At 40.8% G+C, this 14,925-nt stretch carries 14 protein-coding genes and 1 pseudogene; 1 reads left to right on the top strand and 14 read right to left on the bottom strand.

What is annotated here, in order from left to right:
• Positions 1 to 2: 2 nt before the first annotated feature.
• From AC4J95_RS11560 to AC4J95_RS11520, 9 genes are all read right to left on the bottom strand, one after another.
• Entirely contained in the window at positions 3 to 1,865 is a 1,863-nt protein-coding gene (locus AC4J95_RS11560) for a PTS sucrose transporter subunit IIABC (protein WP_494550005.1), read from the bottom strand.
• Positions 1,858 to 3,573 carry an alpha-glucosidase gene (locus tag AC4J95_RS11555; RefSeq protein WP_494550004.1) on the bottom strand — a complete coding sequence of 572 codons (1,716 nt, stop codon included), beginning with the start codon at positions 3,571 to 3,573 and terminating at the stop codon, positions 1,858 to 1,860. Before AC4J95_RS11555 ends, AC4J95_RS11560 begins: the two co-directional genes overlap by 8 nt.
• Positions 3,574 to 3,628: 55 nt before the next feature.
• Positions 3,629 to 4,627 (bottom strand): LacI family DNA-binding transcriptional regulator, encoded by a 999-nt coding sequence (locus AC4J95_RS11550; protein ID WP_494550057.1) that lies wholly within the window; start codon positions 4,625 to 4,627, stop codon positions 3,629 to 3,631.
• A 123-nt stretch (positions 4,628 to 4,750) separates the two neighbouring features.
• Complete coding sequence (locus AC4J95_RS11545) at positions 4,751 to 5,368, bottom strand: AAA family ATPase (RefSeq protein WP_494550003.1); 618 nt, start codon at positions 5,366 to 5,368, stop codon at positions 4,751 to 4,753.
• A 1-nt stretch (position 5,369) separates the two neighbouring features.
• Positions 5,370 to 6,236: a class II fructose-bisphosphate aldolase gene (locus tag AC4J95_RS11540; protein ID WP_494550002.1), complete on the bottom strand. Its 867-nt coding sequence runs from the start codon at positions 6,234 to 6,236 to the stop codon at positions 5,370 to 5,372.
• 26 nt (positions 6,237 to 6,262) lie between these two features.
• Entirely contained in the window at positions 6,263 to 6,670 is a 408-nt protein-coding gene (locus tag AC4J95_RS11535) for a tetratricopeptide repeat protein (RefSeq protein WP_494550001.1), read from the bottom strand.
• A gap of 16 nt (positions 6,671 to 6,686) precedes the next feature.
• Entirely contained in the window at positions 6,687 to 7,970 is a 1,284-nt protein-coding gene (locus AC4J95_RS11530) for a PTS sugar transporter subunit IIC (protein ID WP_494550000.1), read from the bottom strand.
• 190 nt (positions 7,971 to 8,160) lie between these two features.
• Positions 8,161 to 8,469 carry a PTS sugar transporter subunit IIB gene (locus tag AC4J95_RS11525; protein ID WP_494549999.1) on the bottom strand — a complete coding sequence of 103 codons (309 nt, stop codon included), beginning with the start codon at positions 8,467 to 8,469 and terminating at the stop codon, positions 8,161 to 8,163.
• A 46-nt stretch (positions 8,470 to 8,515) separates the two neighbouring features.
• Positions 8,516 to 10,585, bottom strand: coding sequence for a BglG family transcription antiterminator (locus tag AC4J95_RS11520; protein ID WP_494549998.1), 2,070 nt, complete (start codon positions 10,583 to 10,585; stop codon positions 8,516 to 8,518).
• Between the two features lie 476 nt (positions 10,586 to 11,061).
• Between AC4J95_RS11520 and AC4J95_RS11515 the strand changes: the two genes are divergently transcribed.
• On the top strand, positions 11,062 to 11,214 hold the full coding sequence (locus AC4J95_RS11515; protein WP_494549997.1) for a glycine zipper domain-containing protein: 153 nt from the start codon (positions 11,062 to 11,064) through the stop codon (positions 11,212 to 11,214).
• Positions 11,215 to 11,627: 413 nt separating this feature from the next.
• Here the strand turns inward: AC4J95_RS11515 and AC4J95_RS11510 are convergent, their stop codons facing one another.
• The 5 genes and pseudogenes from AC4J95_RS11510 to AC4J95_RS11490 all read right to left on the bottom strand — a co-directional run bounded on the left by AC4J95_RS11510 (position 11,628) and on the right by AC4J95_RS11490 (position 14,768).
• Positions 11,628 to 12,485 carry an aldo/keto reductase gene (locus AC4J95_RS11510; protein ID WP_494549996.1) on the bottom strand — a complete coding sequence of 286 codons (858 nt, stop codon included), beginning with the start codon at positions 12,483 to 12,485 and terminating at the stop codon, positions 11,628 to 11,630.
• 32 nt (positions 12,486 to 12,517) lie between these two features.
• Positions 12,518 to 12,829 (bottom strand): annotated as a pseudogene (locus AC4J95_RS11505) (carboxymuconolactone decarboxylase family protein).
• A gap of 12 nt (positions 12,830 to 12,841) precedes the next feature.
• Positions 12,842 to 13,255, bottom strand: a complete 414-nt coding sequence (locus AC4J95_RS11500; RefSeq protein ID WP_494549995.1) for a cupin domain-containing protein — start codon at positions 13,253 to 13,255, stop codon at positions 12,842 to 12,844.
• 22 nt (positions 13,256 to 13,277) lie between these two features.
• Complete coding sequence (locus tag AC4J95_RS11495; RefSeq protein ID WP_494549994.1) at positions 13,278 to 13,793, bottom strand: flavodoxin; 516 nt, start codon at positions 13,791 to 13,793, stop codon at positions 13,278 to 13,280.
• Positions 13,794 to 13,886: 93 nt separating this feature from the next.
• Entirely contained in the window at positions 13,887 to 14,768 is an 882-nt protein-coding gene (locus tag AC4J95_RS11490) for a LysR family transcriptional regulator (RefSeq protein ID WP_494549993.1), read from the bottom strand.
• Positions 14,769 to 14,925 lie beyond the last annotated feature (157 nt).

Below are 14,925 nucleotides of genomic sequence, written 5' to 3'. Positions count from 1 at the left end.
ACCTATGATCCTAGGATTGGCTGCACATAATCTTGATTGTATTCCAGCCCTGCGATTGTTTCCTTTGAATCAGTGATGATTACCATCACTGTTGTATCTTTTCCATTTGCTTCAATCATTTTCAAATCAATGGTTCCGATATTTTGTCCCTGTTGAATCGTTTGACCTTCTTGGATATTCAGCGCAAATGGCTCGCCATTCAGCTCAACTGTATCGATTCCTAAATGTAACAAAATCTCCATCCCATCATCTGCTTGAATGCCAATTGCGTGCTTGGTTGGTGCGATCATTTTTACTGTACCGGAAATTGGAGCTGTGATTGTTTCTTTGCTTGGCAAGACCGCAAAGCCCTCACCCATCATTTTGCTGGCAAACACTTGATCATTTACTTCTGTTATCGGGATGATCTCACCTTCGATCGGTGAATATACTTTGTCGTTAGACTTTTTTGCTGTCGACTTTGCAGCGACTTCATTTCCTTCTTTTTTTATAACAAACAGATTCGTTAAAATAAAGGCTAGAATAAAGGTGGCGATTCCCACTAGTACATATGTGATTACTTGATATGGCTCGTAAATGTACATCAATGGTGATAATAGAACGGCTAGACCATAGCTGTTGGCTTGAATTCCTAATAACGAAAGAACCATACCGCCGACTGCTGAGCTGCCCAGCATCACTAAGATCGCTTTCATTCCGGTCCGCATAACCACCCCGAACAAGGCAGGTTCACTGACACCCAACATCTGAGTGACTGTAGCGGAAATTCCGGCAGTTTTCACTGATGAATTTTTTGTCCGTAACGCAATCGCCAAACATACCGCCGCATTGGCAAAGCCGTACATTGCACAGACTGTGATCAGTGGATTGAAGCCAGTTGTCGCGATTAGCGAAGTTTCGATCATAATAAACATGTGATGCATCCCGGTCATAACAGCGATCGGATACAAGAAGCCGATGACCAAGCCGCCGATTCCTAATGGCAGATGCAGGAACATTTCGATTACCTTCACTGCTTGTCCTTCAAAGCCATGAACGATTGGTCCTAATACGAACAGGGCAACAAATACGGAAACTAAGATCACAAGAAATGGTGTGAAAATCAAATCCATTGCATTCGGCATGATTTTCCGCAGCTTTTTCTCTAGTGTCGCGCCGATCATCCCTGTGATCAACGCCGTTAAAATCGACCCTTGATAACCAACTAACGGGATGATACCAAACGCCATAATTGGTTCCGCCGTTCCACCGGCAACTGCATAAGCATTTGGCAGAGCTGGAGACACTAACATTAAGCCGATCAAGAAACCAATGATGGGTAATCCCCCCATTTTTTTAAAAGCAGACCAGCAAATAAATGCGGTTAAAAATCCGAAAGCTGTATCGGTCAAGACTGTCACCGACGCGCTCAGCCATTCTGGAATACTATTAGGTGTTAAACCCATTGCATTAAGAACGGTTTCATTGAACAGTACCCCTTTTAATCCAAGGAAAAGACCTGTAGCACCGAGAATCGGGATGATTGGAACAAATATATCCGCAATATTTCTGACTGCGCGTTGTAATGGTGACGCATCGTCTTTCGCCATCTGATCTTTTGAGACTTCGCTAAATGAATAGGTCTTTTGCAGGGCATCATAGACTTTATTGACGATCCCTGTGCCTAAAATGATTTGATACTGACCGGCATTGTAGAAGACGCCTTTGACTTCTTCCACCTGTTCCACTTGACTGTCATCGATGGCTTTCCGATCTTTTACTTGCAGGCGCAAGCGAGTCGCGCAGTGCGTAGCAGAGACGATATTGTCTTCTCCTACGACTGCGACTAGTTTTTTAGCGATTTCTTGGTAGTTTGTTTTAGTCATGATTGCCACCCTTTCTGATTACAACCGCTTGATACGGCTGTAAAATCTGTGCTCCGTCTTGTTCCATTAACTCAAGATAATTGTTCAATAGTACTTTGCCAGCGGCTTCAATTTTTTGTGGTTGATTGCTCAGATTCACGAAAACTTGGATCGTTTCTTTTCCTGATCGTTCATAAGCAATCACAGCGCCAGTTGTATTTAATGGAAGAAACTCGCCATAGATCAATGTTTCGCGATAAGCCGAATGGTTTCGCAATTGGATCATTTGCTTGTAGTGAGAAAAGACTGAATCTTCGCGCTGAACTTGATCCGCCGCATTCACTTCTGCTTGATCGCCTGCCAATTTTAACCAAGCTTTACCTGAGTGATTGAAGCCAGCATTGTCTGAAGCTTCCCACTGAAATGGCGTCCGTGTATTGTCTCTTGAACGTTGATTGACAAATTTCATCGCTTCTTCTTCGGAATAGCCTTCCAATAGTGAACGATGGTAATTATCGATACTGGAAACATCGTTGAAGTCTTCAATCGTTGTTCGTTGAAAATTCTTCATTCCGATCTCTTGTCCTTGGTAGATAAATGGTGTGCCTCTTAAAAAGAAGAACAAAGTTCCCAAAGCTTTTGCGCCGATCTCATTTTGATAATTCTCATCGGTAATGTATTTTGATAAGGAACGGGGCTGGTCATGATTCTCTAAAAAGTTCGCGCCCCAACCGTTCGCTTGTATGGCTGCTTGACTTTTAAATAGCAGCTCTTTTAAATCCTGCGGCTTCCAGTTTGTCCGGCGGAACCATTCACTACCATTTTCAACATCGATATCCGCATAATGAAAGTCAAAAATCATATTGAAATAGCCATCTTCACCGATGTATTGATCGTACTGCTCATAAGGAACACCCGGAGCTTCGCCGACACTGACACATTCGTACTTTTGGAAGGTTTCACGATTTAGTTCTGCTAAAAATTCTTCGATACCTGGACGATTTCGAGTCTTGTTTTTTACACTGCCTAAGCCATCACTGCCATCGACAGGCACATCACCATAGTCCTGATCCTTCTTAATAAAAGTGATGGAATCAATTCGGAAACCAGCGATTCCCTTTTCAAGCCACCAGTTGATCATTTCATAGATTTCTTGTCTAAGAGCCGGATTTTCCCAGTTTAAATCAGGCTGCTTTTTATCAAAGGTATGGAAATAATACATATTGTCTTCATTTTTAACAGGCTCCCAGACACTGCCGCCAAAAATCGAACGCCAGTTATTCGGCGGATTGCCAGCTTCACCAGATTTGAAAATATAATAATCACGATAAGGACTTTCTGAGTCAGCGAGAGCGGCTTGAAACCATGCATGTCCATCAGAGGAATGATTTACCACTAAATCAAGAATTAATTTTATCCCTCTTGCTTTAGCAGCTTCGATCAGTTCAGTTAAATCCTCCATCGTGCCAAATTCTTTTTGTATACCCTTATAATCAGCTATATCGTAGCCATTATCAACCATTGGTGAGGTAAAAATTGGACAAATCCACAGCATCGTCACACCAAGCTCTTGAAGATAGTTCAGCTTTTCCGTGATCCCTTTAATATCACCGATGCCATCGCCGTCACTGTCATAAAAACTTTTCGGATAAATCTGATAAACGACTTCTTCCTTCCAAAAATACTGTTCTTCCTTTTTTAACTGCTTTTCTTTTAAAATCATTTCCATTGAATTCCGCTCCTTTTGTGGTATCGATACCACATTTCTTTAAAGAAAAATCTGCTTAGGCAGATTTTCGTATAATCAAGTCTAGTACTAATTCAGATACATCCAGTTGATAATCTTTTTCTTCCAGACGGGCAATCAGCCAATTCGTGGATTCTCGTCCCAACGCTTCGACTGGCTGTGCGATCGTTGTCAATGGAACTGCCAACATACCGGTAAACGGCTGATTATCAAATCCCATAATCGCCAAATCCTCTGGTACCCGTTTCCCCTGCTCTAAATACTTTTCCAAAATCCCGCTAGCCACTTCATCACTGCTGGTAAATACGGCGTCAGGTCGATTTTCCTCCGGTAGTGATAATAATTTATCCGCCACCTCTTTGCCATCTTCGATCGTGTGCACTTGCTTAAATATCCAGTCAATTTTCATCGGCAGCTGATGCTCATTCAACGCTCGTTCAAAGCCTTCAGTACGAGAATTCCCATGTCCGCCGCGAGTTAATGTCCCACCCGTGCAATAGGCGATTTTTTTGTAGCCTTTATTAATCAAATACTCTGTTGCATGAAAACTTGCCGCTTCTTGATTCGTGAAGACCTGCGGAATATCCGAGCCGGGAATTTGTTCATTACATAAAACGATTGGACCGTATTCGCGATAGGCTTCGATGATCTTCGGATCTCCTTCGATCGAGCACATAATCAAACCAGCAATTACCTGCTGCTTCAGCATCTCGAGCATATTCACTTCGGCTTTTTTGTCGTCATAGGTCTGCATCACCAAGACATTGTAGCCATGTGATCGCGCACTTTTTTCGATCGAATCAACCAAGTGGGAAAAGAATGGATTGGCGATCCGTGATACTAAGATACCGATCATTGTCCCCTTTTTCGATCGCAGCTGAGTCGCTACTGAACTAGGTGTATAGTCCAGCTCCGCCATCGCCGCTTGAATCCGTTTACGTTTGTCTTCAGAAATATATGGATGATGATTCAGGTAGCGTGATACTGTTGAGACAGATAACCCTGCCTTTTTCGCTACGTCTTTAATGGTTGCCAATGTTTCACCGCCTTGTGGTATCGATTTCATATACATCATACGATGGTTCTTTTGCTTTGTCAACAGAAATTATCAAAAAAGTGCCCTTCACTTTACTCACATCAGAAAGAACCGTTGAAGTCTTCAACGGTTCTCAGCAATTCTTTCAGCTAAATCGTTTAAAAAAGGCTCATAATCAACTTTTGTAAAATCAGTTACATCAAATTCTACTAAGTAGCCCAGTTTGAAGTGATTATACTCTCGCGTCCTAATAATTTCGCGGAATGCTTCTTTAGTAATCAGGTCGTCTGCATTTCTTCGATCAAGCAATTCATCCCCAAAATGATAATGAGTCATAATATGGCTTAGATGACGATCTGGCTCGATATCGCGAAGCTTTCTACGTTCCCAAAGCGTCTCGAAATCTGCTACTAATCGAATCGTGATCGGTTCATAACCATATTGATCTGCTAGGTCCCCTAGTTTCTCTTTTTGTTTATTACTGAAGGGATATTCTGAAACAACGATCCTTTTTCCAGCCTCCATGTAGAGGTCCAAAGCATTGTAATAAAACGTCCAAACCTTTTTTTCCAGCTCTTTCTTTTCAGCTAGACTATCAAAGCCAATCTGGTCAGCCAACATTTCCTTGCCTTCATCCGGCGTGATCAGAAAAAAATCACCTAGAACACGCCGCATTTCATTGATTAAATACGATTTTCCAGTCGCGGGACTGCCTGCGATCAAAATCAAATACTTTTTCATCTTACTTTTGCATCGCCAAGGGGCTGTCAACGTTCATGAATAACCCAATTTTATGTTTAACGATTTCTTTGACTGCTTGATTGGCTGGAATGACATTGTGACGAAGTGATTTGTTTACCTCAGTTTCGCCAAAGGATTCCTTTGCGACTTTTGTCCAATTAACTAATAATTCTGTCCCTACATTAAATTTTCGAATGCCGTTATTAATTAGCTCTGGATAATCCTCTTCTTTGACACCCGTACCGCCATGAATAACCAAAGGAATATCAACGACTGCATGGATTTCCTTTAATAGTGGAATATTAACCTCTGTTTTGGATTTGAATTGTCCATGATTCGTACCGATCGCGATCGCCAATGCGTCAATATCCGTTTGTTTGACGAATTCTACGGCATCCGCCGGTTTTGTGTAGACTTTATCGTTCTCAGCCACAGAGATTCCTTCTTCTGTTCCGCCGATTGTTCCCAGCTCCCCTTCAACAGAAACGCCTTTCGCGTGAGCATATTCGACAACAGCCTTGGTTTTCGCAATATTTTCCTTGAATGGCAAGTGCGAACCATCATACATCACACTTGAATAACCAGCGTCGATTGCGGCTTTAATTTCATTGAAATCTCTAGCATGGTCCAAATGCAGAGCGACATCCACCATCTCAGCGTTTGCGATTTCCTTCACCACGGCTACCATCACTTCATAGCCAATATATTTTGCTGTATCAATACTCGTTTGGATAATGATTGGCGAACCCATTTCCTTTGCTGCGCGAATCATTTCCGGCAGCATTTCTAAATTATGGGTGTTGAACGCTCCAATCGTCATATTCAAATCTTCTGCAATCTGCGTGACTTCTTTTAATGTCTTATACATTTTTCGACTACCTTCTTTTCTTTTAGTTAACCGCTAATTGTGACCTTTTTTGCGATTTGACGCATGTCATCCATTTTCCCCATATATTTATCGATACCAGCATCGTCGCCATTTCTTGCGGACTCTGCCCGTTTCGCATTATAAAGGCTCATTAATTTTTTATAACCATCTCCAATTGAAAGCTTGTAGCCTAAACTTTTTTCTAAACTTTCAATAGCAGCGTCGATTTGCTCCAATTGAGCGTAGTTTAGGCCCAGCTTTTCGTACAAACTAGCTAGCTCTTTTTCCTCAATAGGATCTGTTCGTTCTATTTCTTGGATTGCAGTCATCAGTTTATGATTTTCATTAGTTAAACGCTCCTTTTCTTCCATGGAGAGTTCAACTTTTTCTTCTGTTTTTTCCGGTTTGTTCTTTTTCTTTAAAAAACCAAACATTTTGAAACCTCCTTAATTAGAACATTTTTAAGATCGGACTAAGAATCCATGCATAAAGTAACGCCGCTGCAACAGTATCCACATCAGTGGCGGTCGCATTGACAAAGCCCATTTGATTAAAGATCGTTACTAAAAGTGCTGGCAGCAAGGTAATGAAGAATCCATGGGCGATCCCCCCGATAATTGCTCCGCGTCGTCCGCCAGCGGCATTCCCGAAAATACCAGCCGTACCTCCAGCGAAGAAGTTCGTCAACATCCCTGGTAAAATCATCGCCAAACCAAATGTCGGCAGTACGAACATCGCGATGATCGTCCCGATCGTTGTTGTAATAAACCCTAAAATCACGGCATTCGGTGAATAAGGGAAGAAGACTGGACAGTCCAATGCAGGAATTGCATTTGGCACTAATTTCATCGCGATTCCGCGGAAGGCTGGCACGATTTCACCCAACAGTAAACGAACACCTGAAAGCAGCACATAAACACCAACTACAAATTGAATCGCTTGTAGGAAAGCAAACATCAAATAGTGTTGTCCGCCGTGGTCGCCAACACCTGAACCAGCAAAGGCAGCAGTGATGATATATAGCGGAACCATCACGACCATCACTGACAAGTATGTGTCTTGTAAAAACTCAAAGGATTTCGGCAGATTGATATCCTCGATTGATTTTTTGTTCTCGCCTCGTTCACCGAAAATATAAGCGACTCCAGCCTCAAACATGTAGCCAATCGTACAAAAATGTCCCAATGCAATATCGTTTGACCCAGTGATTTTGCGAATAATTGGTTGTGCAATCGCGGGCATCGCTACCGCAAAAATCGCTCCAACGATACTTCCTACAACGATTAGCACAAGCCCTCTAAGTCCGGCAAAATATCCAAAGACTGTGGTCATGGTCGCCATCCATAGAATTGCCTGACCCGTTAAGAAAATGTATTTCCATTTTGTAAAACGAGCGATCAGAATATTAACAATAAAGATACCTAAAAACGTCAATGCAATGTCGCGACCTAAGCCCAACTCATTCATCGCTTGCCCATTGATCGCCTCAATTGAAGGAATGATTCCTTGCATGTCAAAGCCTGCGGTAAAAATCTCACCAAAGTATGTCAAGCTGCCGACGATGATACTGGAGCCGGCACTCAATACTTGGAAACCAAGCAACGTTTTCAAGGTTCCTGAAATCACTTGTCCAGCTGATTTCTTTTGCAGACAAAGCCCTAGCATCGCGATCAATGCAATCGTGATAGATGCCTGTGTTAAGATGTTCTCGATGATAAAATTAACTACTCCCATTTGTTTCGCTCCTTATTCATATTAATGGATTCATTTTTCAAAAAACGAAAAATGAGTTTGATCTTCATGCCCTATACCATTCCACTAGCACTATTTACTTTAGCTATCTATGGCGGCTTTTTCTGTGTTCCGCTTCGTTCACTGTGAAAAGTGGAACTGGCATCCTTATTCATATTATTGAATTTAAGTTTTATAACGCACCTTTTGATTCCAAGATTGGTAACAGTTTTTCTTCAATTTCTGGTTTTGACACAATATTTTTTAGATAGACGATGGCGGTATTCTCTTCATCGATCGAAAATTTTTCGAACTGTGATCTGAAGTTTTGAGCGGTAATAATAATGTCTGACCGTGATGAAGCCGCGGTTGAAATGTCCACATGATCCAGTTTTGCGTCAACACCGTGCGCATTTAGTACATCCTCTGCTGCCATTTGAGCCGCAAAGCTGCTTCCTAGACCTGCTCCGCATACGAATAAAATTGATACTTGTTTTCCCATTTTTCTTTCTCTCCATTCTGTTTTATATCGAACTATGCATAATTCCTTAACTAAATAAAATTTCCTTGAACTGTTCTATTTCTGTCTCGTGGCTTAGGCGATTCACCTTCTCTTCATCGTTGATCAATTCAATCAAACTCTTCATGATGTTCAAATGTGAGTAGGAATCGACCGCTGCCAGACAAAAAATGATTTTCACTGGGTCGTTTTCTTCATTGCCAAACTCGATAGGCTGTTTAAGTGTCGCGACACTTATTCCTAATTGATTGACCCCGTCTTCTGGTCGCGCATGCGCCAAGGCGATGTACTTGCCGATCACGATATAGGGACCATATTCTTTTACCGAGTCGATCATGGCCGTCACATAACTAGGCTCGATCACTTTTTCTTTTATCAGAGGTTCGGACACCCTGCGGATCGATTCTTCCCATGTTTTTACCTGCTCATTCAATAAAATATTGCTATCCTTTAACACATCTTCTAGCATCGGCTGAATCTCCTTTTTGTTTATCGTTAAATGATTTTGATCAAAAAGCGTTTCTAATTCTTTATAAATACTTCCAGATACTTCTCCGCCGCTTTTCTCAATAGTCTCAATCAGGGCAGAAAATAATTGGGTCGAATCTTGGTTACTGACTAAACGTTTGAGCTTTTGATTTTCATTCAAAAAGCTTGTAATTCTTTTCTTGCTCTCTTCCTTTATAATCGGCTCAAGCTCAAGCATCGGTTTTTGCGAATACTGAATCGCTACCGTGCTAAAAACTAAATCGACATCCAATTTTTCAATCAAGTCTAATTCTCGGGAGCTTAATACTGCGAGAACCTCGATGTTGAAGAGCTCTTTCAAATTTTCCGACAACAGTTTTCCAGTCGCGACACCGTGATTACATATAACGACCGCTTTATAAATGTAGTGTAGGTCTTGGTTGATTGCACTGACCGAGGTTGAAAAATGGATCGTAAGAAAGGCAATTTCATCCTCCGTTAACGTTTTTCCGGTGACCTGCTCGATCGAGGGTGTAAATTCGCGGATTGCTGTATAAATATTGCCGTAATTCTTTTTGACATTTTCTTTTAACGGATTGACGATTTGAATGTCGCTTTTTACCCGATTTATCAAACCAACTAAATGCTTATACAGCCCCTCCTGCAGCATCTCCTCTTTTCTAGAAAAAGGAATCTTCGTTTTTGCTTCAACAAACTGCATCAGCTGAATCGATAGCAATTGCGCCTGAACCCATTCGATGGAGCTGTTCATATCTCTCGAATTGAAGGTATTCAGCATAAAAACGATATACTTGATTTCTACCTCTGGCGGTGAAATTTTATATGCCTCACAAATTGCGGTGACAAAATCGCGAATATCGCTTCGCGGTGTATCCGCTGCCTCCCAAGCTGAGCTGGCAATCAAGTCTTCTCGTAAATATCGACTTAACCAGACAGCAGTAAACATTAACAGCTGATCCCGATAAATCGCATCGTCCATTGTGGCAACGGATTCGATATAGAGTTGATCCAGTTTTTTTAGCAGCTTCTGGGGAATGTACTGATTTAGCAGCTCCATATTGATTGACGGCTCCTGTTCACCATGAGGAGAAATCACTCCCACCGAGCTGTTAATGATGTCATAGATCATCGTCCGAATCGATCGTTCCGCTCCTTGTAAAACAATTCCTTGTTTGGGCACACTTAGTACTTCAATACCATAGTCGGCTAAGGTATTTCGAACTCGCCGCATATCTTCATCTAGTGAGCTCTTCGAAATCTGATATTCCTCTTCCTTTTGATAGAGAAACGTTGCCTTCCTTCCTAATGAAAAGGAAAGAATCAAATCAAAAATCCGACTTTCACGATCTAAATAGCGTTCACTTTCGGTTAAATCAATTTGCTTTAGCAAGGAAGATTTTTCTTCCGTATCTAATGCTAATTGGTACCCTCGTTTCCTAAGATTTTTTATCTCAGGAATTTTTTTAGTAGTTAAAAATTGATTGATCTCCCTAAGCTCATTTCGAATCGTTCGTGCACTGGTATGAAATTCTTCCTCCAGTTTTGCGAGTGTTACCGGATAATCAGAGGTTATAAAAATCCGTAATATTTTTATTGTTCGGTCCTTCATGTGTATCTTCCTCTCGTCTAAGGTGAGTATATAACCCTATGTTTTGCTTGATAAGTAGAGATTCTTGCAATCTTTTTTGGCAAAAATGTAAGCGCAACCTAAATGTGCCTAATTTTTCTTTATACTAATATTGCGTTATCCCCGTTATTTTATACTGACTTACAGAAAATTTTCTGCCATTTTTAAATGATTCATTCTTTAGTGCTTCTCCCTTTTTTCTATCGGCAAAAAAGAACACTGCATTGATAAAAGATGATTATTTAAACTTTTAGAAATAAAGAAAAAACTCCCACAAAAAGTGGAAGCTTTCGAACGGTTATTTGTAAGTCTGTTCAATTATTATAACCTAAAGGAAGTGGAACAAATGATAAGATTTATCCGCTAGATGAGGAACTTGATCTGGCAAATCTTCTATCATTTTTCAGTGCAATCCTTTACAATTAAAGCAAGGGAAAATAGAAAATGAGGTTGATAAAATGGAAAAAGAAGATGGTGCTTCATTAGGAGTAGGCTTGGCATTGGGATTGATCTTTGGGATGTTGTTTGACAATCTGGCATTAGGCCTCGCGCTTGGAGTCGCCCTTGGTGCTTCGGGAGCATTTGCTACAAGAAAAAGAAAACAAAAGTAATTTTTAGTCTATATTGGACGCGCCGAACATCCTCCTTTATACTTTTAAGTATGAACGGAGGGTGTTTTTTATGGTAAGAAGATTATTCAATTCATTTCTAGTAACGTTGGTTTACTTGGTCATCTCGAACATTGGAAATCTATTTTTCGGCATTAGTCCGAGATACAGTTGGACGACAACTCTTTGGGAAGCACTCTTTTTCTTTATTTTTGTCTTTCTGATCCAACAATTTCGTAAAAAGTGAAAATCAGTTGATAATTCACTTAAATTAAATTGCTTACAGTCATTAATAAAAAAGCAGAAAAACTTTCATTTCGTAAAGTTTTTCTGCTTTTTTCTTTCTAATCGTAAAGATTTCTATGAGGAGTCTTTTCCTTTACAGTAATCAAATACTGTGGACGATCTAATTTTTTTTACCTCTTGTTATAAACTGGAAAATGACTTGAGTCTCCATAGTTTTCGATTTGCTGGATATTTTTTAGCAGCTCCAAATCATTTTTAGAAATCTGGAAATCTAATTCTGCGTTATTTTTAATATGAGCTTTCGTTGCTGATTTGGGCAATGGTAGTAAACCCAACTCCAAGCAATAGCGAATCGCAAGCTGTGGAACACTTACTTGGTACTTCTCCGACATTGTTTTAAGTTCTTCATTCTTCAGCAATTCACCGTGTCCGACTGGTGAATAGGCTTCTACTAAAATATCATTTTGCTTACAATAATCAATCAACTCAACTGGTGTATTCGCAATATGCGTTAGGATTTGATTAACCATTGGTTTTATCTTGGCATTTTTCAAAATATTCTCTAAATCGTGTTGCTCAAAATTTGAGACACCGATGGCTCTGACTTTTCCAGCCTGATAGGCATCCTCAAGTGCGCGCCAAGCTTCCAAATTTCCCTGATCATAATTGGCTTCTCTGAACTCGCTCCAAGGTTGAGGCGCATGGATGATCATCAAGTCGATCATATCTAAGTCTAATTTCTCTAAAGACTCATCAATAGAACGAGCAGCTGATTCATAGGTTTTGTGTTCGGCTGCGACTTTACTAGTTAAAAAGATTTCTGACCGAGCGATGCCTGATGTGCGGATCGCTTCACCAACCCCTCGTTCATTCCCATAAGCTTGAGCCGTGTCAATATGACGATAGCCAATCTCCAAAGCATCCTTGACAGCCTGCCCTACTACTTCATCCTCAATCATCCATGTACCAAAACCGACTTTTGGAATTTTTACTCCGTTATTTAAATCATAGTTATCCTGCAAGATCATGTTTATTTCTCCTTCCGATTGCTGAACCTTTATCAATCAAATATTTCCTTCGCCATAGCAAAAGCACTCCATGCCTTGGGCCAGCCAGCATAAAATGCCAAATGGGTAATCAAAGCGCTGATTTCTTCTTTTGTTACACCATTTTCTTTGGCAATTTTTAAGTGAGCTTCAAGTTGTGGCGCACCCATTGCTAATAGTGCTGAACATGTGATCATGCTGCGATCGTGAGCGGAGAGTTCATCCTATTTTGCCCAAACTTCACCAAATAATACATCATCGTTTAACGCCGCAAATTGTGGCGCGAATTCGCCTAATTGCTCTCTGCCTGCTGTTTGTTTTTTCATTGTAAATTCCTCCTATTTTGCTAATTTGTCATACCACTCGTCGGACACTGGCTCCAGCCATTCTGGTGTTCCAGCAGTAATGGCGATGTGTTCAAACCAGCTATCCTTCGCGGCACCATGCCAATGCTTCACGCCGTCATGTGTGACAATGACATCGCCAGCTTTTAAAAATTGAGCCGTTTTGCCTTCTTCTTGGTACCATCCTTCGCCGCCTGTTACAAGTAATAATTGGAAACCATCGCGATGGATATGCCAGTTATTGCGACAGCCAGGTTCGAAGGTAACATTCGCAACGCCAACGCTAATCTCAGGATCAGAAACCAATCCTTGCAGATAGCTTTGTCCGATAAAATATTGGGCGTAGGCTTCGTTCTTTTCACCAATCGGAAAAATCACGCCATTTTTCACTTCTTTATGTTTTACCATTTTATATTCCTCCATTATTTGATTATTTTGAATAAGAAAGCAGCCAATTTTTAATCGCAGTATCCGACTGCGCTGCTTTTGATCCGCGCACCGCTAGACCCGTTTTGATTTCAGCGCCAACACATTCTTCCTGCAAGTCTTGGATGCTTGAGCCAAATGCACTGCCTTCATGAGTACAAAAAGGATAGATCGTTTTATTCTCCCAATTATGATCGGCTAAAAAAGTTGCGACTACTCTTGGATATGTTCCCCACCAATTAGGAAAACCGAGAAAAATTGTGTCTACTTGTGATAAATCAACGGGCAACTCTTCATAATCAACTCGCGCTGCTGCATCTTTCTCCTTTTCGGCTGCTTGAACGGCTTCGTCATAGTTATCTGAATAAGGAATCCTCGGTGATAATTGATACGCGGAAATAGCTAATTGACTGCTGATTTTTTCTGCTAAAATTGCTGTATTTCCAACTGGAATCATCTGTTTTCTTCCATTAATATAGTTTTCTCCGGCTCTAGAGAAATAGATAATTACTGCTGACATAAACTCCCTCCTTCAAAAAAATGAGTCATACTCTGAACATCTTCAGAATACGACTCATTGAAAGGTATGTCTAATGCCTATATCATCATAGTACTATAGCTTAAAAGCATGGTTAAATCGATTGATTAACTCTTGTACTGCTGGTGTTTGAACGCGTTTTTTCCAAACTAAGACGCAATTTGTTTTTACTGTTGGCTGCAACGGAATAAAAATACTATTTTCCAGCTTTCGATCAGAAATCGCTCCTTCAATCGCAAAAGCTGCCCCAACCTTGTGATCTACCAGTGGCAGAATATTAAAGATCAGATTGTAGTTTCCAACAATATTCAACTGATTAAATGCCAGCCCTGACCATTCAGCTAACAGTCTTTGAACTTCTGAGCGGCTTGAACACAATATTGGCAGCCCTTTAATATCTTCAGGTTGAATAGATTTCTTATTGGCAATAAATAGTTCCTTCGAAACAAGAAAACCCCATTTTTCCTCTCTAGGTAAAGTCAGTGTCTCTACTTCGTTTAGTGTTACTGGCTCAATCAATACAGCAAGATCCAAAATACCCTTTTCCAAACGATCTGAGATATCATCGCTCGTTCCAGTCACCAAATTAAAGCGAATCTGGGGATAATCACTGATTAATTCCTCCAGCAGCATCGCCACCGTATCCGAATTATCTGCCTCTACACAGCCAATTGAGATCGTACCGCTTAACTGTTCGTTACGCTTTGTCGAAAAAGCCTGTTCCAGCTTCTCATCCAAAGCCAAGATTTCTTCCGCCCGCTCTTTCAAAAAACAGCCATCCTTGGTTAAGCTCAAGCGATTTTTTTCCCGATGAAATAGCGGTGCGCCGATGCTCTCCTCCAGCTCTTTGATTTGGCGACTCAATGTTGGCTGGGTAATATTCAAAATCCGAGCCGCTCGCGAGATATTTCCCTCTTGCGCGACCGCCCAGAAATAACGTAAAAGTCTGATTTCCATAATTTGCCTCTTTGTTTTTCTTTTACTATAGCAGAATAACGCTTCATAAAACAGCCGGTCAGACTTATACTACTGTCTGACCAGCTGAACTCTCCTAAATCAATTTTTCCGAGGAAGCATTTTTAAGTTCTACACTTTACTTAACACCTTTGAGAAT

The sequence above is a fragment of the Enterococcus sp. GPZ-007 genome (genome assembly GCF_059374735.1).
Note: the sequence above shows the minus strand (reverse complement) of the source record. Positions and strands in the feature narration are given on the sequence as shown.

What these genes read in the sequence shown, in the direction of transcription:
- AC4J95_RS11560 (WP_494550005.1), bottom strand. Translation starts at nt 1,865, where the DNA reads ATGACTAAAACAAACTACCAAGAAATCGCTAAAAAACTAGTCGCAGTC.
- AC4J95_RS11555 (WP_494550004.1), bottom strand. Translation starts at nt 3,573, where the DNA reads ATGGAAATGATTTTAAAAGAAAAGCAGTTAAAAAAGGAAGAACAGTAT.
- AC4J95_RS11545 (WP_494550003.1), bottom strand. Translation starts at nt 5,368, where the DNA reads ATGAAAAAGTATTTGATTTTGATCGCAGGCAGTCCCGCGACTGGAAAA.
- AC4J95_RS11540 (WP_494550002.1), bottom strand. Translation starts at nt 6,236, where the DNA reads ATGTATAAGACATTAAAAGAAGTCACGCAGATTGCAGAAGATTTGAAT.
- AC4J95_RS11535 (WP_494550001.1), bottom strand. Translation starts at nt 6,670, where the DNA reads ATGTTTGGTTTTTTAAAGAAAAAGAACAAACCGGAAAAAACAGAAGAA.
- AC4J95_RS11530 (WP_494550000.1), bottom strand. Translation starts at nt 7,970, where the DNA reads ATGGGAGTAGTTAATTTTATCATCGAGAACATCTTAACACAGGCATCT.
- AC4J95_RS11525 (WP_494549999.1), bottom strand. Translation starts at nt 8,469, where the DNA reads ATGGGAAAACAAGTATCAATTTTATTCGTATGCGGAGCAGGTCTAGGA.
- AC4J95_RS11520 (WP_494549998.1), bottom strand. Translation starts at nt 10,585, where the DNA reads ATGAAGGACCGAACAATAAAAATATTACGGATTTTTATAACCTCTGAT.
- AC4J95_RS11515 (WP_494549997.1), top strand. Translation starts at nt 11,062, where the DNA reads ATGGAAAAAGAAGATGGTGCTTCATTAGGAGTAGGCTTGGCATTGGGA.
- AC4J95_RS11510 (WP_494549996.1), bottom strand. Translation starts at nt 12,485, where the DNA reads ATGATCTTGCAGGATAACTATGATTTAAATAACGGAGTAAAAATTCCA.
- AC4J95_RS11500 (WP_494549995.1), bottom strand. Translation starts at nt 13,255, where the DNA reads ATGGTAAAACATAAAGAAGTGAAAAATGGCGTGATTTTTCCGATTGGT.
- AC4J95_RS11495 (WP_494549994.1), bottom strand. Translation starts at nt 13,793, where the DNA reads ATGTCAGCAGTAATTATCTATTTCTCTAGAGCCGGAGAAAACTATATT.
- AC4J95_RS11490 (WP_494549993.1), bottom strand. Translation starts at nt 14,768, where the DNA reads ATGGAAATCAGACTTTTACGTTATTTCTGGGCGGTCGCGCAAGAGGGA.